Raw genomic sequence first — 19,127 nt, 5'->3', positions numbered from 1 at the left:
ACCGATGTCATCAATCTCCTGCGGTTTATTGACTGGGTAATCCAACTGCCCCAAGACTTGGAGAAAAGCTTCTGGCAAGAAATTTATACCTATCAGGAGGAAACCAATATGCCTTACGTCACTAGCCTCGAACGCATGGCTAAGGAAGAGGGCTTACAGCAGGGAAGGCAAGAAGGGCAGCAGCAAGGCTTACGGCAGGGATTGCAGCAGGGTCTCCGTGATGGGTTGCTTGCCAACATTGATGTGGTGTTGGAAGTGAAATTTAGTGAGGCAGGCTTGCAACTATTGCCGGAAATCCGGGCGATCGAGTCTGTAGATACCCTGCAAACGATTCTGCAAACTCTGCGGACTGCTAACTCCCTCGACGAAATCCGTCAGTTGTACGCAAACTGAGCCAGTGGCATCATCTGTGGGGGGATCTGATAGGCTGACTGATAAGAACTTCCTAGCGTTCGATCGCCACCTACCCTTACCTCCCTCGCGCCTATGCCTCCCGAAACCATGACTGCTAACGATGCTCCCCTGCGGGTTGTCATTGTTGAAGACGACCCGATCATGCAACTGGGCCTGATCCAATCCCTCTCGGAATATCCCCATCTGGAGATTGTCGGGCAGGCAGAAGACGGCTACCTGGGGGTTGAGGAAGTCCTGAAGCTAACGCCGGATGTGGTGGTGATGGATATTGGCCTGCCGCGCCAGGATGGTATTGCCGCTACGCAACAAATCAAGGCCAAGCTGCCCAATGTTCATGTGGTCATGCTCACTTCCCACACGGCGGACACCGAGATTTACGCCGCCTTTTCCAGTGGGGCCGATGCCTATTGCATTAAGGGCGCGAATATCGATCGCCTGCTCACGGCGATCGCCGCTGCCCAGGAGGGAGCCGTTTACCTTGATCCGCAAATTGCCCACACGATCATGGGAGCGATGAAACCCCCAACCAGCAACCCCAGCAGCGCCCTGATCGGCCAACTGTCGGAACGGGAACTCGAAGTGCTGAAACTTATGGTCGAAGGGAAAAGCAATCCCGAAATTGGGGCTGTCCTCTACCTGAGTCCCAATACGGTCAAGACCCACGTCCGGGGCATTATGAATAAGCTGGCGGTGGACGATCGCGTGCAGGCAGCGGTCGTGGCCCTACGAGCTGGTATTGTTTAAGATTAACTTAGCTAGGGGTCGGTCCTGTTCATAGCTAAACAGATCTGGATAGCGGAGGGCCATTTCTGCCTTTTGCAATTCGCTGCCTAGGTAGGCGGCATGGTTCGCCGCGATCGCGGGGCAGTCGGTAATCATCTGGCGATACAGGTGCTTCGCCGACTGGCCGGAATAGCATTTCACGACTTCACCCGAACCAGGGGTTGTGTGTTCCACCACAATGATTTGTTGATCCTGGATGTTAATAATAAAACTGCCGATCGCGTCATCGTAGTGGCGCTGTCCCATGAGGGGTCGATAGTGCTGTTCAATTAAGCGATCGGCATTCTCCCAACAGTCATCATAAATATGGGCACTTTGGCTGATCGTAATCAAGGGACCGAGGGTGAGAGATCGGCCCGATCTGGCCTCGATTTGTTGATGAATATGTTGTTGTAATGCCCGCAGACCGATCGCATTTACCGGCCAAGCACTAAACATATCATTACTCCGAAACGTCGCCGTTAGGGATAACTCGTTTTCGACAATCCGCACCCAAATATGATTCAAACAAGGGGGGCTGCTATTCGCTTCATGATCCTGGACATCCCACAGAGACATCACCGCACGGGCCGAGTCGCGATCGGTGACTAATTTAGTAATCACCTGCTCAATTTGGTCCTGGCCAAACCACGATCGCAATCGCTGCCCGTAGGTGTATTTCACCCCCTCCCGTTGGGGGGCATCTTTCAACATTTGGTCGATATATTCCTGAATAAAGGCGCGATCGCAGGGTAAATAATTGGGGTCTGGAATATAGAAGTCAGGCGGTTCATTCGTCACGATCGCCATGAGATCAATTAGTTCTTGCCAGTGACCATCATAGGCCGTGGGCCGAATTGTGCCCGTGGTTTTAATGCGGTGGATAATTTGCACCCAGGTTTCCGCGATCGTTTTCCCCTCAATGCGATGACCATAGCGTGGTCCCGGTAACACACTCGGCGTCGTTTCTAACTGGGGAAATAGCATGGGGATTCCCCACGGTGCCCGCTGGGGTGCCGTCGCCAGTGTTTTGACCTGGGTGACAGCTTCAGCAATTGTCCGCGCTTCAAACCAGGTAATGGCCTGACGCAACCGGTTGAGATACTCAGCGGGGATTTCGCTGTCGATATAGCCCACGATCGGGGAGTTAATGACCCAGCAGGATCGCCCCGTATCACTTTCACCTGCCCGAAACCCATGCCGAAAAAAGTCAATCAGACACGTAGAGCCGCCCGCATTTTCATCCTCCTTAGTAGCATTCAGGATCACCAGGTAATGCACATGGGGATTCGCCAGCAGGTTGCGGATTAGCACACTGATCCCACGGGTGGGGCTATAGAGTTGGCCGATGACGGCATATTCGTGGGGTTCCAGCCGCTTCGCCACGGCCTGCTTGACCGTCCACCCGGTAATCACTGCCGTTTGACCACTCCCCCGGGTCAGTTGGTTGGGCTTGTAGTGGGCCTGGTACTGGTGGCTCAGGTTAGCAGCAGTCATGGGCAGGAGGTCTGGGCAGGATAATGCACAGCCAGCCAAACACAGGGCGGATCAGTACTGGTGAACTCCACCCGATGGCGACAGTGGGCCGGGAGATAAAGGTAATCGCCAGGGTGCAGATCGGCTTCAGAACCATCGGCATAGCTGAGCGTTGCCCGTCCTTGCAGCAGGATCACCCACTCGTCTTGTTCCTGGTCGTACCATTCCCCGGTTGGGGTCGTGTGTCCACTGGACAGGATGCGCTCGATTTTAACAGCCCCAGCGGCCATCAGAACATCAAATTGTTCCTGGGACAGGGGGCGATCAGGCAGATCAAACACATTAGGCATCGAAAGCAGCAACCCGCTCAAACATTAAAACAGAAAGATACTAAGACACTAAAACACTAAGAAGTTTGTGTACCTTCGTGCCCTTAGTGCCTTAGTGGTGAACCGCCCAAGATAACACCTGAAGGCGAATTGTCCTAAACCCGTGCTTCCTCTTTCACCAACTTATCCCATCCCAAATCCTTCAGCGAAGAATTCCGCCGCAGAGGCCGCGTCACCAATTCCAAAATATCGCGGGCATTGGTAAACCCATGCATCTGGGCAAAGGTAAATTCCACCGACCACTTGGTATTAATCCCCCGTGCTTCCAGCGGATTCGCATGGGCCATTCCCGTAATCACCAAATCCGGTTGCAACTCATAAATGCGTTGAATCTGATTGTAATTATCCGGCTTCTCCACAATGCGCGGCAACGGCACCCCCATTTCCTGACAGGTTTGTTCCAACAGCGCCAATTCAGCCCCTTGGTAACGCTTATCCATATAGGGAATGCCAATTTCCGGGCAGGTCATCCCGCAACGAATCAGGAAACGCGCCAGGGAAACCTCTAAGAGGTTATCGCCCATAAAGAAAACGGATTTACCCCGAACCAGTTCAATATAGTCTTCCAGATTGGCCCAAATCTGTTGTTCGCGATCGGCCAAACCCTGCGGTTCAATCCCAAATACGGAGCAAATCTTTTCAATCCAGGCACGGGTGCCATCAGGACCGATCGGGAAGGGGGCACCAATCAGCTTGCACTTCCGCCGCCGCATCAGGGCCGTTGCCGTCCGCGAGAGGAAAGGATTTACCCCACACACGTAGTAGCCTTCTTCGAGAATCGGTAGTTCCGTATAGCGCTTAGCGGGGAGCCAACCAGAAACTTTAATCCCCTGTTTTTTCAACTCCAACGTTAGCTGAGTTACCACCGGATCGGGCAGGGAACCAAACAGAACGAGAGGGGGATGATCCACATATTCGCTGCGTTCCTGGGCCACTTCTTCCTGCTTGCGGCCAAAGCTCAGGAGTTTTTGGATCGCATTACGTTCCTCCTTCTCGGCCTCATTTTCGACCTTGCTGGGGCAACGGGCCGCCATCGCTGCTAACACCGTATCCTCACCCTGGGTGAAGGCATAGTCCAGACCATTGGCACGGGCGACGACGATCGGAATCCCAATCTCAGCCTCCAGCTTCGGGGCCAGCCCTTCCAGATCCATTTTGATGATTTCGGTGGTGCAGGTGCCAATCCAAACAATCACACTAGGGTTGCGATCGCGCTTAATTTGGGTACAGAGGCGTTTTAACTCCTCATAATCATTGAGCTTGGCAGAAATATCTCCCTCTTCCAATTCCGCCATCGCATAGCGCGGTTCCGCAAAAATCATCACCCCCATTGCATTTTGGAGGAAATAGCCACAGGTTTTGGTCCCAATCACCAGAAAGAAACTATCTTCAATTTTCTGGTACAGCCAAGCCACACAGCTAATCGGGCAGAAGGTGTGATAATTCCCCGTTTCACACTCAAAATTCAGGGCATCCGGTTGGGCAACAGTCATCTTTCTAAAACCTTAGTGAATAAATCAACTGTGAATGAATCAACCATCGTCGGGAGAGTTGAGCAGCAGATGCGCCGGATCGGTACTTTTGGCCTGCATCGGTGTCATCTTGCTCACGCCCTCACCCAGTTCAATATCCGGGTCAAAATTCAACCCCAGAACCTCCACCAACGCATCTTCATCCGAGTTCAGCCGGAAGAACGGCACCATGAGATTGCCTAGTTTCGGCTCTAGAGCATTAATCACCCCCAAGAGCAGGGAAGAGACTGGACGCCGCCCACCGTCCGGAGTGCCGATCGAACGGCCTTCCATTTGCAACACCAACCAGGGCCGATTAGCGCGGTAGTAGTCCAGCCACTTTTGCTTAATCGCAGCGGTAAAGTCCTCGAAGAATGCCATGACTCCAAGTCCCCAATGCAAAAATGAACACCTGCATCATAATGCGACTCTGAAATCTGGCAATCCCCAGAAGATAACAGGCCGTGGGGTGGACATCCTGCCTGCCCCTGAGAGACCGCCGGGACGGCTATCCCACAAGCACTTTGCCTAGAGACCGCCGGGACGGCTATCCCACGGGTTAAACCATCATCAGATCGAGTTCTTCCTCTGCCGTCTGCACGGGCTGCTTCGGGTTGAGGTAGAAGTCAGACAGGAGCGAGAAGAGGTCGCGATCGGGGGCATCGTTGGGGACCACGCCTTCCGGCATCGCCAGCAGTTGGTCGGCAATGTTGAGGTAGTAGTCGCACACGTAGGTCAGGGACGGATCGCTTTCCGCCATCTCAAACAGAGTTTTGCCCTTAACGCGGGACACGCGAATATCTTCGATGAGGGGCAAGACTTCCAGGACCGGCATGGGCACCGCTTCGATATATTTTTCGATCAGGTCGCGCTTCGATGTCCGGTTGCCAATCAACCCCGCTAGGCGCAGGGGATGGGTCCGAGCCTTTTCCCGCACGGAGGCCGCAATCCGGTTCGCCGCAAACAGGGCATCAAAGCCGTTATCGGTGACGATGATGCAGTAGTCCGCATAGTTGAGCGGGGCCGCAAAGCCGCCACACACCACGTCGCCCAACACATCGAACAGAATGACATCGTACTCATCAAAGGCATTCAGTTCCTTGAGCAGCTTGACCGTCTCACCGACGACGTAGCCCCCACACCCTGCCCCAGCGGGGGGGCCGCCCGCTTCCACACAATCCACGCCGCCATAGCCCTTGTAGATCACATCCTCTGGCCAGACATCTTCGTAGTGGTAGTCCTTTTCCTGGAGGGTGTCGATGATCGTGGGGATCAGGAAACCAGTGAGGGTAAAGGTGCTGTCGTGTTTAGGGTCGCAGCCGATCTGGAGCACTTTCTTGCCCCGTTTGGCGAGGGCTGCCGAGATATTGCAACTGGTTGTGGACTTGCCAATGCCACCTTTGCCATAAACTGCGAGTTTCACGCGGGTCTTCTCCTAAATCTCGATATCAACTGGGGAAGCGTCTCGGTTAAGAAGCTTGGGCTGTCCCTGCTTGCCATTATTGGGTAATCTGCCCCGACGATCGCTACTAACCTAAGCCAAAATCAAGCCTTATCGGGCTTATTAAAATTTATAGCGCCATAAAAATCCCTTAAAAATCTATAAAACCGCTTAAAAGCTAAATAAACAAAATTTGTATATCTTTTTTTTATTAAATAAATACAAAGTAAAAATTCTCGATCGCCCGATCCTGCCCCTTGAACCAACCCCAGCGCCCCCCGCTCGGCTGACCCGTGCCGCGATCGCCCAATCTACCCCAGCCAGCCAAACACCGACCCCACGCAGGTCTGCAACCCAAGGGAGCGCGATCGCCCGCTTGACGAATACGAAATGCAAAATTCTTGCCGCTGCCCTGCCCAAGCAGCCAGTACGGACAGTGCCTGCGATCGCGATGGGGACGGAGAGACATCGGGAATCGCGATCGCCCCTGACTGGGTACCCCACAGGTTGATGCGACTTTTATTAAAAATGATAAATTTTGCCCCCAGGCTGGGGATTACCCAACTAAGACGGTGACGTGAAGGGTCGGCGATCGGCAGCAGGCAGTAGGACTGTAGCGGGTGATCCTAGGGGGATGGGGGGCTGCGATCGCAGGACAGGCAGAAAACGGTAAGCCGTTTCTAACGGGCCGTTCCGGTTCTAAGCGGATGTTTTAAAGCGGGCGATCGCGGTTAAACCGCCACGATGGGCCTCCGCATTTGGCTGTCCTAAGCATTGTTTTACGTTTGTAGGGGTGACTTTAGTCGCCAAAATGACGCGTTTCTGGACTTTTCCAATACCCTTTGCGGGGGAGATGGGCCAGAGGTCCATCCCACAAGATGCGCCAGGAATTGTTAAGTCCGGGCAAGGGAGACGGGCCAGAGGCCCATCCCACAAGATGCGCCAGGAATTCTCAAGATTATCTTGGAAGCATCCCGGTAGTCTCACGACCGATCGCTTACGCCTTCAACATACTGCGCAGCATCCAGGCGGCCTTCTCATGGACCTGCAACCGTTGCGTCATCAGGTCTACCGATACCTCATCGCCGCCCCGCTCCGCGATCGGGAACACCTCTCGAATCGTCCGGGCGACGGTTTCATTCGCCTCCACCAGTAGGTGAATCATTTGCTCGGCGGCGGGGACTCCCGGTGTTTCCGCGATCGCCGTTAGCCGTGCATAGTCGCTGTAATTGCCAGGGGCCGGGAAGCCCAATGCCCGAATCCGCTCGGCAATCAGATCAACCGCCAGTGCAAGTTCCGTATATTGGGTTTCAAAAATCGTGTGTAGTGAATGGAACATGGGTCCCGTCACATTCCAATGGAAATTATGGGTTTTGAGATACAGCGTGTAGGTATCGGCCAGTACCCGCGACAACCCTTCGGCAATTTCGGCCCGGTGTTGCTCGTCAATTCCAATATTGATCGGCATGGCATTGTCTTGCGTTAACATTGCTTTTTCTCCTGCGGTAGCAATAGGTTGGTTGTAGCGGAGCGCAGCACTCTGCGAATCCCCCGGCTGGATGAAAGTCTGCCCTAGGCCAGATGCTTTTGCAAAACTGCATACGGAGCGCGCCGCACCCGGCAACGGATCGAGTCGTAGCCTAGCCGTTGACACGCTTCATAGCGATGGCAACCGGAAAAACCATAGTACTGACCCTCCACCTCCAACACGTCGATCGGTTCATGTAACCCTTCGGCCTGAATCGAGGTCATTAGGGCAGCCACCTTCTGCGGGTCAGTTTGCCGGGGTAAGGGGCGCCGAATCGCACCCAGCGGTAACTCCATTATTCTAATTGCCATTCTCCCAGAGCCTCCACTACGTCCTTCTCTCTAAATCATACTCGTTATGACTATGACTTGCAACCCGTATGACAGATCCGGGTTCACCTCCTTGCGGGAATACCGTCAGTGAGTATGATGGTGGTTAACGATTTGCCAATTTCCCAGGGCTAACGGACCTGCGCCAGCAGTTTGGACAACCTACCGTCCCGGTTGAGCGCGATCGGATGTTGCGCAATGAGTCGAGCGATTAAGATAGAGCTAATCTACGGAAAACACCCTCAACCTTCCTGGGATTGTCATGATCCCCTCCTTGAGGCGTTACCACTGAGTATAGAAGAGGACTATTGGTGTGCTGTACCTAGCTGAAGTACAAAAGCAAGGAACTGGGTTCATGGGTAGGGCCAAGGCAGAACTCAGGTTACTGGCTTGTCAGCAGTCTGAGTCTAACTGGGAGGCGGTGCGGGGTGAGGAGATGGTCGCTGCCGATGAGGCTACTAACCTGGGGGCCGGCACCTTGGTCTTGGTGGATATTGGCAAAAACAAGCAGGTACAGCGTTTGATCACCGACACGCCCAAGCAGTTGGTGAGTATCCTGCAAAATTTTTCGCGTCAGCAGAAGGAATTTAAGCGCAAGGAAGAAGAGATCGAACAATGGCGGCACTCCCTGGAGTACCAGAGCAACGAACTCAACCTCAAAGTCATGGAAATGGAGGCGGAGCGGCAGGAGTTCGAGAGCTTACGGGAGGAGGCGGATCAGATCAAACAGCAACGAGAGGAAGCGGAGGCGATTCGGCAGCAGGCAGTGGCGCTTCAGGAGGAACTCGATCGCCAGAAGCAGGAGTTGGAAGGGGCATGGGCGCATCTCCGGGGCGAAACCATGCGCTTGGAGGAGCGTAAAGGGGAAGCTGGGATTGGCGGCGGGCTGGATCAGGCCCAACTGCGATCGCTCCAGGAATTAATTGATCGTCTGTCCAGTGCGGTTGCCCCCACGGATGCCCTGCGGGAGCAGTTGAACGCTTCCTTTGAATTGATGACCAGTCAGCAGAACTTCCTCGCACACCACTGGCAAGAATTAGAGCAACAGCGCAACAGTGCCCAAACCCAACAGGCGACCATCGACCAGGCGATGCAAACCCTGCAAGCTAACTGGGAAACCTGGCACGCGGCCCAGGCTGAACTCAATAAGCTGCAACAGGAGATCACTGCGCAGGAGCAACTGATCGCAGCTAAGCAAAATCAGGCCGAGTTCCTCACCCTGCAACTAGAAGAGGAGGAGCGTCTCTATCGCCAGATTAATCAATTGATTGATCCCCTCGCCGAGCAAGAGGACGATCGCGTGGATGTGGAAGCCCTGCGGACGATGCCCCTGGGTGAACTGCAAGCGGTGGTGGCTGAACTTCAGCGGGAGTTGGAACGCTCTTCCCAATTCGTGAACGATCAAGAGGAGGAACTCCGGTTACAGCAGCAAGCGATCGAAGAACTCCAGGAAAAACTAGCCAATACGAACGAGATTGAGCGGTTGAATTTAGAAACCCAGATCGCCGATGAGCAAGAAAGCTACCAGATGCTCAACGAGTCCCTGGTGGGGTCGCGCCGCAACTTGCAGGAACGCCAGGAGATCTTCCATCGCCATCAAGCCATCCTCAACGAACGCCAAGGCATTTACACCGATGCTGCCCAGAGTCAACGGGCAACCCTGGAACCCCTACTGGCCCAAGTCGATAGCCAACGGCAACGCCAGACAGAGGTTTTACAACACCTGGAAAGCGAAATTGAGCAAATGCGTGCCGCCCTCCAGCAAAGCCATGATCTCTTGGAACAGCAGTTGGCCGAACAGTCTCGGCAGCAGGCCGAGTTGATGCAGCAAGAGGAGGCACTTCAGGCACAACGCGTAACAATGGGTGAACTCTGGGGTAAGGTCAACCTCTACCAAGAGGCGCTACAACCCCTCCAGGATCAGATCAATAGCCTACGCGAAAAACTGGAAAGTCTGGCGGGCGGCATTGCCCAGGTTCAAGAGGTCCGGGATCAGCAGTTGCAAGTTACGGAGAGCCTCCGACAAGCCTTAAGTGCTGTCGCGGGTGAACCTGTCCCGGAGTTCGTCAATTCCTAACCGCAGCAGCTAATTTTCCTTGGCTAACGTGCACCCGCATGGCTAGCGATCGTCAAGCCGATCCATGATTCAACCTGGGTCAGTTTTAGGGAGAAGTCAGGGGCAGCCGCAGCCGACATCCAGCGGACTCATAGCTCGCAAAGCCATCCTGGCCATGTTTGTAGGGTTGGCTCTAGCCGGAAACGACTAAAGTCATTACGACCAACGTGGCGTAACGCTATGGTCAAGACAAAAAGCAAGGGGACAGCCGAGATGGCTATCCCACAAGCGTGATGATTGATAGTCAGTCAAGGTCCAGGCTCAGCCTGAATCAATCTGACGCCTAGCGAGGGATTTCGAGATCGCTGAGAAGGGTTAAGGTAAGGTCGGAGTTGGTGTCGATCACGATCAGACTGACACTGTTGCGGCCCGTGAAGATACCAATCAGGCTACCGATCGCGGCCCCGCCCAACACCTCTTCCGTCGCAATAGCCCGATCGCCCGTCACAGCGGCAACGGCGGCAGCGGCAGCGGCCCCAAAGGCGGCTCCCCGGAGGATGGGATTAATCCCTCCCCGCCGAACTTCCGTCGTTTGGTTGAGGACTTCCGAGGTGGCATCGATCGGTAAACGGGTGCCATTGGGGAAGATCAGTTCACTGGAGTAGAACTGGGTGCCACCGGAAACCGGGCGCAATTCACCCACCACCTGGCTACCGGCGGGAATCAGAACATCCCCAGTGCGCGAGACAATATTTTGCGGCACGGTCAGCGTCAGGGGTACCCGCTCATCCGGGGTGACCACAATCCGCGCATTCTCATAGCGGGTCGGGATTTGCGTCCCCGCTGGAATCACCAACTGCCCGATACCACCAACGATATAGGGAGAATTGATCGCCGGGAGACGGCCTAGTGCCACCAAGCCCTGATACACAAAGGCTGCCGTTTCCGCACGGGTCGCAGGCCGGAGCGGATTCAGGATATTGAGGTTGGGGTAGTTGACCACCAGTCGCCGTTCTGTTGCCGCTGCGATCGGGGTACGGGCAAACAGGCTAATGCTATGGCTATCCGAGTAAAAACCTAAGATTTCGTCTGCGGATCGACTGGGAACAAACTTCAAGCCATTGTTGATAGCCGTGATAATTTGCTCACGAGGGATTTGCAGTTGGGGGCGGAAGGTGCCATCGGGATAACCGGCCATAAACCCAATGCGTTGGGCAAAGTCGATCGCCTCATAGGCCCAGAAACTAGTCGGAACATCGCTAAAGCGAATGGAAGGCCGTTCAATCGGTGCATTGGGGAGGGCACGGCGAAGAATTGCCGCAAACTCAGCACGGGTCACGGATTGCTCCGGGCGGTAGCTGCCATCGGGGAAGCCGACAATGATTCCCTGGCGATTCAAGGCATCAATGAAAGGAGCCGCCCAATAACCAGAGGGAACATCCGGAAAGCTACTCATCTGGGCAACAGCAGGGGCTGGCATAAGCATCGGTGCGGCGGCACCGGCCACTAACCCTAGGGCTGCCAGTACGGCAGTTCCCGATTGCCACGATTTATAATGAGACATGGTGGATTACTCTCCTCAACATCTATCTATAAGTTTACGGTGGTCTTGACGGTTCTGACGAATTTTGGGGATGAGAGCTGGAACCCTATCCCCCATCCTGGGCGATGACGGGTGGTTAACATAACGTTCTCTAGCGGCACGACATTAGCTAGCAGGGGTGCCTGCTGCTCAGGGTTAATTCAAATTTCCTCATTGTTCTATTAGAGACTTACGGCATAGGGATTGGGTTCCAGCACAACCCAAGCCGGGGCGATCGTGACCCATGTCGCTCCTTGAAGAATAGTACGACACTTGAAAAGCACTCTTCAAGCTTTTTGGCCAAGCGGGGGATAGCGAAGGCGAGGAAATACTCTGGCGTAAGTCCGGCAGTCATGCAGAGAAAAAAGTAGCATAGGGGGTGAAGACAGCAATGCTGACAGGCATGGTGTGGATGCGGACGTATGGCCCTAGATGCTGATCAACTCCAACAACTGCGGCGTTATTGCCGGGATGACGGGGCCTTTGCCCAGTTACAAGCTTTTTTGGCTAACCTTATCGAAAATTGCCGCCAGGAGCAGCAGCGGGTGCGCTACGACGCAATCCTCAGCGCGATCCCCGATCGCCTCTTTCGCCTGGACCCGTCAGGGACTTACCTGGACTTTAAGGGCAACCCGACTGATCCGCCGGATTTGGGGCAGACGATCGTCGGGAAAACCGTGTGGCAGTTGCTACCTCCGGACCTGGCTGAACGGTGCCTTCAGGCGATCGCCGATACTCTGGCCACGGGCCAGTTAACCATCCTGGAATATGAATTGCCCAACCTGGCGGGCGATCGTTGTGACTACGAAGCCCGTCTCGTGCCCAGTGGCGATCGGGAAGTCTTGGTGCTCGTGCGCGATATCACCGAACGCAAGCAAGCGGAACTGGCCCTGCGAGCGAGTGAAGAACGCCTACAGCATTTTTTCGATACGACGTTTGAGGCGGTCCTCATCCATGAGCAAGGGCGCATCCTGGATGTTAACCGGGCAGCGGAAGTTCTCTTTGGCTACACCACCGCCCAAATGCAGACCATGACTGTGTTGGATCTGGCCCCACCTGCCACCCATGAGATGCTGCGCCAACGTCTCCGGAATCCCAACTACCGGCACCCCTTCGAGGCGATCGGTCTGCGCCACGATGGCAGCCAATTTATTGCAGAGGTAATTGGTAAGTCCATTCGTTACCAAGGGCGGGAAGCGCGAGTTGTGGGGATTCGCGACATCACGGAACGCAAGCAAGCGGAGGAAGCCCTGCGCCGCAGTGAGGCTCGCCACCGGGCGCTGGTGGATGCCCTGCCCGACATCATGTTTCGGATTCACCGCGATGGCACCTATCTCGACTGCAAAGCGGCCAAGGATGCCATGATTTTGGCCTCACCGTCAGACATTATTGGCAAAAATGTGCGCCAAGTTCTCCCCCCAGCGGCAGCGGCACAACGGTTGCATTACATTGAGCAAACCCTGGAAGCTGGGGAAATGCAAATTTTTGAATACCAACTGTCTATGCCTTCTGCTTCCCCAGGACAGGCCGTGGAGGTGCGGGACTACGAGGCACGGCTAAGTGTCAGTGGGCGGGATGAAGTCCTGGTGATTGTGCGGGATATTACCGATCGCAAGCGGGCCGAGGCAGCCCTGCGCACCTCGGAGGAAAAGTTTGCCAAGGCGTTTCGCTCTAGCCCCCAATCGATCACGATCGCGACGTTGGAGGACGGTCGCTTTATTGAGGTGAATGATGGGTTTGAACGCATTTTTGGCTATCGGCGGGAGGAGGTGATTGGCCATTCCTCACTAGCGTTTAAGATCTGGGCCAATCCAGCCGATCGGGAGTGGGTAAAGGAGCAGCTCAAAAATCAAGGGGTGGTCTACAACCATGAATTCGATTTCTATCGCCGCTCGGGGGAACGTGGGGTGGGCCTATTTTCGGCGGAGTCGATCGTTCTGGATGGGGTGTCCTGTCTACTGGGGGTGACGACGGATATTACCGATCGCAAGCGGGCGGAGGAGGAGTTACGGGCGTCGGAACAACGGCTATCTTTGCTGATCCAACAAACCCAACTGGTGGTCATTGAGTGGAATCTCGATATGGAGGTAGTGGAGTGGAACCCGGCGGCTGAAGCGGTTTTTGGCTATCAGAAGGCGGAGGTTCTGGGTAAAAAGGCCGTTGATTTTCTGGTGCCGACGGCCAATCAGGCCGAGATTGAAAAGATTTGGTTGGATCTGGTGGTCCACACACAACGGGTAGGCTGTACCAATGCCAATTTAACCAAGGACGGGCGCACGATTATCTGCGAGTGGTATAACTCACCCTTGATTGATGCCCACGGTAATGTGATCGGGATTGCTTCCCTTGCCCGTGACATCACGGAACAGGTGCGTGCCGAAGCCCAGATTAAGGCAACGGCCCAGTGCGATCGGCTACTGGCGGACTTGGCCCTGCGTATTCGTCAATCCCTGGATTTGGGCCAAATTTTGGCCACAGCAGTAACCGATGTTCGACAATTTTTGCAGGTCAGTCGCGTTTTCATTGGCCGTTTGGATGCCAACTGGCAGGTGCAGGTGGTGGCAGAGGCCGTTACCGAGGGCCGTGGGTCCATCCTGGGTGAGCATTTGCAACTTACCGAGGTTAATCCAGCGTTCTTTAGCACCGGGGCCGCCCATGTTGTTGCCGATACCCCGACCGGAGGGCATTCCCCTGAGCAGCCGATCCGTGCCAGTATTACCGTGCCGATCGCTTTGGTGGGCCGCCCGATCGGGGTTTTGGTGGTCCAGCAATGTGGCGATGCGCCCGGGGAGACGCGGCGCGATCACCGGGACTGGCAACCCCATGAGGTGGATTTACTAGAGCGGTTGGCCACGCAACTGGCGATCGCGATCCAACAAGCGGAACTCTACAAGCAATTGGCGGATCTGAATGCCAATCTGGAACAACAGGTGGAGCAGCGCACGGCGGAACTCCAACAAAAGATGGAGGAACTGCAAGAACTCGATCGCCAAAAAGATGTCTTCCTCCACACCGTAACCCATGATCTCCGTACGCCCGTGATGGGGTGGCTGATGCTGCTGAAAAATATGCTCAAAAAGCCTGATGAGCATCTATCCCTCAACCGGGCGATCGTTGAGCGCATGGTCGAGAGTAATGAACGGCAATTGAACCTCCTGAACCTGCTGTTGGAAACCCACGGGGGCCATGTCCGGGGCATCACCTTGCAGCGGCAGGCGATCGCGTTGGCGGAAGCCTTACCCCCCCTGCTGACCGATCTTGATCCCCTGTTAAGAGATAATCGGGCAACGCTGACACCCCAAATTCCAACCGATCTACCCGCAGTCAGTGCCGATCCGGCCCAACTCTGGCGGGTCTTTGAAAACCTGATTATCAATGCCCTCAAACACAATCCCCCCGGTCTACACTTAACGATCACGGCCTACCCCAGCCCGGTGACAGTCACGAGTTCTCCCAGTACCAACTGGGTTCGCTGTGAGATTGCCGATGATGGGATCGGCCTAACACCAGAGCAGTGCGAGCGCCTGTTTGAGTTATATGAACAGGGTCCCCAGAGGCGACAGTTTACGGGGGTGGGTTTAGGGCTGTATCTCTGTCGGCAAATTATTGAAGCCCACGGGGGGACGATCGGGGTGCGCAGTCAGCCCAATGCCGGGGCTGTTTTCTGGTTTACGTTGCCGATCGCGAGTTGAGGCAAATTATGCTAAATCTTGGGCACCCTTTCAATCTCGCTGGTGTTAACTGATGTCCTTCCAGGTTTTACCCGTGACCACGGCGGCACAAATGGAACAATTCCTAGATGTGCCTGCCCACATTTATCGACACGATCGCCATTGGGTTCCGCCCCTGCGCAAAAGTATTGCAGCACAATTATCTCCCCAAGCCCCATTTCGGCAATATGGTGAACTTCAGGCATTTATCGCGATCGGGGAACAGTCGGAATTACTAGGGCGAATTGTCGCGGCGGTGAATCAACGGCTAGTGGCCGCCGAGGGCCAAGCGATCGGGGTGTTTGGCTATTTTGAATGCGTGAATCAGGAAACGGTCGCCCAAGCCTTGTTTCAGGTGGCGGATGAATGGCTTAAGACTAAAGGGATGATCCGGGTTCGTGGTCCGATTAACCTCTCAACCCACAACGATTGTTTGTTTTTAGTCGAGGGCTTTGATTCACCCCCCGTGATCATGATGCCCTACAATCCACCGTATTATCCCGAACTCATGGAGCGCTTAGGCTGGCAAAAGGCCAAGGATGCCTATGCCTACGAATTGCCGTTAGATAAACCCCTCTCTCCGGAATTTGAACGTTCCTACCGCATTGCTTGCCAATCGGGAGTAACCTTTCGCCCAATCCACACGCAAGGGGAAGCTTTTAAGCAGGATTGTAAAAGTTTATATGATCTGTTTAATCGCGCTTTTGCCAATAATTGGAGTTCGTCTCCTCGCACGGAAGCTGAGTTTCTGGAAGACGCTAAGGATTTGCAGCAACTGGTGGATACGGATATTTTCCCTGTGGCGGAAGTCAATGGCGAAATGGTGGGTTTCTTTATGGGCCTACCCGATTATAATCTGGCCCTTAAGCATATCAATGGTCGGCTGAACTGGCTGGGTATTCTAAAATTTCTTTGGTACCGGCGTCAGATCGATCGTGCCCGCATTTTGGTGATTTGCTCCCTCCCGGAATACCGCCGTAAACTGGTGCCCCTGGCGCTGATTTACCTGGGGATGAAAGGGGGGGTGCAAAAACGCAAGCCCTATACTTGGGCGGAATTATCCTGGGTTTGGGAGGATAACTATGCCTCGCGTAAGCTGATCGAAGCCAGTGGGGGCCAGCGCTATAAAACTTACCGGATTTATGAGCGATCGCTCGTGGCTGACAATCTCTGCCAGTTTTAGGTTCCAAGGTCCATTTTTATGCTCAGCGTCCGGTTTCAGTGCTGAAACCGGGCGATCTCGCCACTGATGTCTCCTTTTTAACCCTAACCCCCCCTGTCATCAGGCCCGAATCACGGCCTACGGCTTGCAATGGGCGATGAGTTCCTCCCGCGATCGTGGTGACAAAATCATGCCCGCCTCCCCCTAAAACTGGCGCAGGAAGCGTAGATCGTTGGTATAGAAGCGGCGCACATCATCAATTTGATGCAACACCATTGCAAACCGCTCAATCCCTAGCCCAGCGGCAAACCCGGTATAGACTTCCGGGTCATACCCCACTGCCTTGAGAACATTCGGGTCCACCATGCCACACCCCATGACCTCTAGCCATTTGCCCTGCCATTGCACATCCACTTCGGCGGAGGGTTCTGTAAATGGGAAATAGCTGGCGCGGAAACGAACTGGGAGATCTTCCCCAAACACCGACTCCAAGAAGACCCGCAACGTACCCCGCAGATCCGTAAACGTCAGGCCCTCATCAACCGCCAGAATTTCCAATTGGTGGAAGGTTGCCGCATGGGTAGCATCCACCGTATCCCGCCGGAAGACCCGACCGGGGGCCACAATCCGAATGGGTGGTTCATTCTCCCCCATATAGCGAATTTGCACAGAGGACGTATGGGTGCGCAGGAGATGACCATCGGGTAGATAAAAGGTGTCCTGCATATCGCGGGCCGGGTGGTCAGCCGGGGTATTCAGCGCCTCGAAGTTGTAGTAGTCAGTTTCAATTTCGGGACCATCCGCGACGGTGTAGCCCATGCCCACCAGAATATCGATCATGCGATCGGTCATCGCGGTCAGCGGGTGGGTACGTCCCAGGGGCCGATAAACCCCCGGCATCGTCACATCCAGGGTTTCGGCCTCTAATTGGGCCTGAATTTGCGCTGTTTGTAGGGCAGTGCGGCGATCGTCTAGCGCCTGTTGCAAGATCGTTTTGACTTCATTGGCGAGGGAACCAATGCGGGGCCGATCGCTGGCATCCAGCTTACCCATACCGCCCAGGATTTGGGAGAGGTCGCCCTTTTTCCCTAGGTACTTGACACGCAATTGTTCCAATTGCTCAAGGCTATCCGTGGCTGCGATCGCGGCTTGGCCATCCTGTTGCAGGGTTTGCAGTTGCGTCTCAAGGGTACTCATAGGGTGAACGTTGCACAAAATCAGGGATTTCTCCCAGTCTAGGGCATTTATGGCGGCTAGACCGTCACCGTTGCCTGCATCGTTGTTGCATTAGCAAGCTCACCACCCGTCTGCACTTGCACCTGCGCCGGGGGTGAGCACCCTGACTACGTGTCAGCTATGGTTATCGTGCCCAGGGTTTACTGCGCAAGACTCAGGGTAATTACTTAATCTGCTTGGGAGATCGATAAAGGGTTGGGGGGAGGCATCCTGGGTTGTTAGGGAGGATCTTAAGATTTTAGATTTTAGATTTTAGATGGGTGGGTTAGTGTGGGGTAGATATCTTGCCTGGGCCACAGATACAGCCGTTCCCTCTTTAATGAAGTACTGTTAAGCCTTGTAGGCAAGGGGCTTAAGCCCTTGTGTCTGTACCTCATCAAGTCTTGTCTGTACCGCATTAGGTATGGAAGTACCGGAAAGTAACATCAATGGGCGTGCTTGGGGTGTACAGGCCAGCTTGCCGTTTCCTAGGCCGCTGCTACGCCTTGGGTATCGAGGATCAAGCGATCGAGGTGCTGTTGCATGGTGGTCAATACCTCCTGATAGCAGGCATCGACATAGGCCGCATCCTTGGCAGCCGCCCGCCCGTAGCGTTCAAAGGCGATCGGGGGACACACCCGCAGCCAGATTTTGCGCGGCAGGGGAAAGTTCATCAACGGGCCAATACTGACACCCCACGGTAACCCCAGATAGATAGGAAACACCTCTGGGTCAATATTAAACAACCAGGGCAGTTGCAAGGTTTTGAGCAGGGTCTGCATGGGTTCATAGAGGTCAGCCAGCACCACCAGGGTATCGTGCGCCCCCCAGGAAATGATGGGCACGAGGGGAACTCCTTCCCGCAGAACGAGTTTAATAAACCCTTTGCGATCGGCAAAATGGATACGATCGCGCTGCCAGTAGGGCCGAAACACATCCTGGGCACCGCCGGGATAGACTAACACGCAGGCTTGTCGCCGCAGGGCCGCGATCGCCATTTGGGGGTGGGCCATAATCGCGCCGGATTTGACCGCCATTTCCGCTAGGGGGCGATAAAACTGCCAAACCTTGGGATGCATAAGACCATAGGTCAGGCGATCGCAGCCGAATTGGCGATACCAGTCATACATTCCCATAAACATATCCGGGGCGGCTAACCCGCCGTTGTGGGAGCCAACCAGGAGCGCAGCCCCCTGGGGCGGGATATGCTCCCAACCGTCGCTGTCAACCTGGAAATAATGCTGATAAAACCAACCCCAAAAAGGTAACCAGCTTTCAATAAAGGCTGGATCGCGCTCTGTTAATGACCACCCGCTGTAGGGAAGCCCTTGTCTCATCACCATTGGTTCCAAAATTCAAAAATTATACGAGTCATTTTAGGCGTCGGAGGCGGGGGGAGTCGGAGGTTGCGATCGCCCTGGCCCCTGCGCCAGTTGATCCCAATTCTCCGGCAAGATGGTCGTATTGTCTTCTTCGCCAGGGGGCGCCGCGATCGCGTCCATGTCAAGCGAGGGCGGGGGCAGGGGGGATAGTTGGGGCAACAGGATCGTAC

At 54.7% G+C, this 19,127-nt stretch carries 15 protein-coding genes and 1 pseudogene; 6 read left to right on the top strand and 10 right to left on the bottom strand.

The genetic code is table 11. The features are described from left to right. Together ACWIUF_RS02400 and ACWIUF_RS02395 are read left to right on the top strand one after the other, a co-directional pair. A pseudogene (locus tag ACWIUF_RS02400) lies at positions 1-393 on the top strand (hypothetical protein); the annotation flags it as partial. Between the two features lie 93 nt (positions 394-486). After that, complete coding sequence (locus tag ACWIUF_RS02395) at positions 487-1,158, top strand: response regulator (protein WP_448570579.1); 672 nt, start codon at positions 487-489, stop codon at positions 1,156-1,158. On the opposite strand, the gene ACWIUF_RS02390 is transcribed toward ACWIUF_RS02395, so the two are convergent. The 5 genes from ACWIUF_RS02390 to bchL all read right to left on the bottom strand — a co-directional run bounded on the left by ACWIUF_RS02390 (position 1,138) and on the right by bchL (position 5,975). Then, complete coding sequence (locus tag ACWIUF_RS02390; protein ID WP_448570578.1) at positions 1,138-2,673, bottom strand: thymidylate synthase; 1,536 nt, start codon at positions 2,671-2,673, stop codon at positions 1,138-1,140. The two genes, ACWIUF_RS02395 and ACWIUF_RS02390, sit on opposite strands and share 21 nt — an antisense overlap. Continuing rightward, positions 2,670-3,002 carry a cupin domain-containing protein gene (locus ACWIUF_RS02385; RefSeq protein ID WP_448570577.1) on the bottom strand — a complete coding sequence of 111 codons (333 nt, stop codon included), beginning with the start codon at positions 3,000-3,002 and terminating at the stop codon, positions 2,670-2,672. Before ACWIUF_RS02385 ends, ACWIUF_RS02390 begins: the two co-directional genes overlap by 4 nt. 134 nt (positions 3,003-3,136) lie before the next feature. After that, positions 3,137-4,534 (bottom strand): ferredoxin:protochlorophyllide reductase (ATP-dependent) subunit N, encoded by a 1,398-nt coding sequence (locus ACWIUF_RS02380; RefSeq protein ID WP_448570576.1) that lies wholly within the window; start codon positions 4,532-4,534, stop codon positions 3,137-3,139. 39 nt (positions 4,535-4,573) lie between these two features. Further along, positions 4,574-4,933 (bottom strand): DUF5331 domain-containing protein, encoded by a 360-nt coding sequence (locus tag ACWIUF_RS02375; RefSeq protein ID WP_448570575.1) that lies wholly within the window; start codon positions 4,931-4,933, stop codon positions 4,574-4,576. Between the two features lie 178 nt (positions 4,934-5,111). Continuing rightward, on the bottom strand, positions 5,112-5,975 hold the full coding sequence (gene bchL / locus ACWIUF_RS02370) for a ferredoxin:protochlorophyllide reductase (ATP-dependent) iron-sulfur ATP-binding protein (protein ID WP_448570574.1): 864 nt from the start codon (positions 5,973-5,975) through the stop codon (positions 5,112-5,114). Positions 5,976-6,186: 211 nt separating this feature from the next. Between bchL and ACWIUF_RS02365 the strand changes: the two genes are divergently transcribed. Next, positions 6,187-6,504, top strand: a complete 318-nt coding sequence (locus tag ACWIUF_RS02365) for a hypothetical protein (protein WP_448570573.1) — start codon at positions 6,187-6,189, stop codon at positions 6,502-6,504. Between the two features lie 486 nt (positions 6,505-6,990). Here ACWIUF_RS02365 and ACWIUF_RS02360 read toward each other — a convergent pair whose 3' ends face one another. Next, positions 6,991-7,482, bottom strand: coding sequence for a Dps family protein (locus ACWIUF_RS02360; RefSeq protein ID WP_448570572.1), 492 nt, complete (start codon positions 7,480-7,482; stop codon positions 6,991-6,993). A gap of 83 nt (positions 7,483-7,565) precedes the next feature. Then, a complete protein-coding gene (locus ACWIUF_RS02355; protein ID WP_448570571.1) occupies positions 7,566-7,817 on the bottom strand; it encodes a chromosome partitioning protein ParB in 252 nt (83 codons plus the stop codon). A 346-nt stretch (positions 7,818-8,163) separates the two neighbouring features. Here ACWIUF_RS02355 and hmpF point away from each other — a divergent pair, with 346 nt between their 5' ends. Continuing rightward, positions 8,164-9,927: a pilus motility taxis protein HmpF gene (gene hmpF, locus ACWIUF_RS02350; RefSeq protein WP_448570570.1), complete on the top strand. Its 1,764-nt coding sequence runs from the start codon at positions 8,164-8,166 to the stop codon at positions 9,925-9,927. 322 nt (positions 9,928-10,249) lie between these two features. Here the strand turns inward: hmpF and ACWIUF_RS02345 are convergent, their stop codons facing one another. Further along, positions 10,250-11,470, bottom strand: a complete 1,221-nt coding sequence (locus ACWIUF_RS02345; RefSeq protein WP_448570569.1) for an S-layer homology domain-containing protein — start codon at positions 11,468-11,470, stop codon at positions 10,250-10,252. Positions 11,471-11,910: 440 nt separating this feature from the next. On the opposite strand from ACWIUF_RS02345, the gene ACWIUF_RS02340 reads away from it, so the two are divergent. Beyond that, complete coding sequence (locus ACWIUF_RS02340; RefSeq protein ID WP_448570568.1) at positions 11,911-15,180, top strand: PAS domain S-box protein; 3,270 nt, start codon at positions 11,911-11,913, stop codon at positions 15,178-15,180. A gap of 52 nt (positions 15,181-15,232) precedes the next feature. Further along, the gene (locus ACWIUF_RS02335) at positions 15,233-16,381 is read left to right on the top strand and encodes a hypothetical protein (RefSeq protein WP_448570567.1); all 1,149 of its coding nucleotides are present in this window, start codon (positions 15,233-15,235) and stop codon (positions 16,379-16,381) included. Positions 16,382-16,564: 183 nt separating this feature from the next. Here ACWIUF_RS02335 and pheS read toward each other — a convergent pair whose 3' ends face one another. Then, entirely contained in the window at positions 16,565-17,557 is a 993-nt protein-coding gene (pheS, locus tag ACWIUF_RS02330) for a phenylalanine--tRNA ligase subunit alpha (RefSeq protein WP_448570566.1), read from the bottom strand. Between the two features lie 506 nt (positions 17,558-18,063). Beyond that, positions 18,064-18,912: a lysophospholipid acyltransferase family protein gene (locus ACWIUF_RS02325; RefSeq protein WP_448570565.1), complete on the bottom strand. Its 849-nt coding sequence runs from the start codon at positions 18,910-18,912 to the stop codon at positions 18,064-18,066. Between the last annotated feature and the right edge of the window lie 215 nt (positions 18,913-19,127).

Source organism: Trichothermofontia sp. (genome assembly GCF_053493415.1).
The sequence above is the reverse complement of the archived record's forward strand: the minus strand, read 5'-3'. Positions and strand labels throughout refer to the sequence as shown.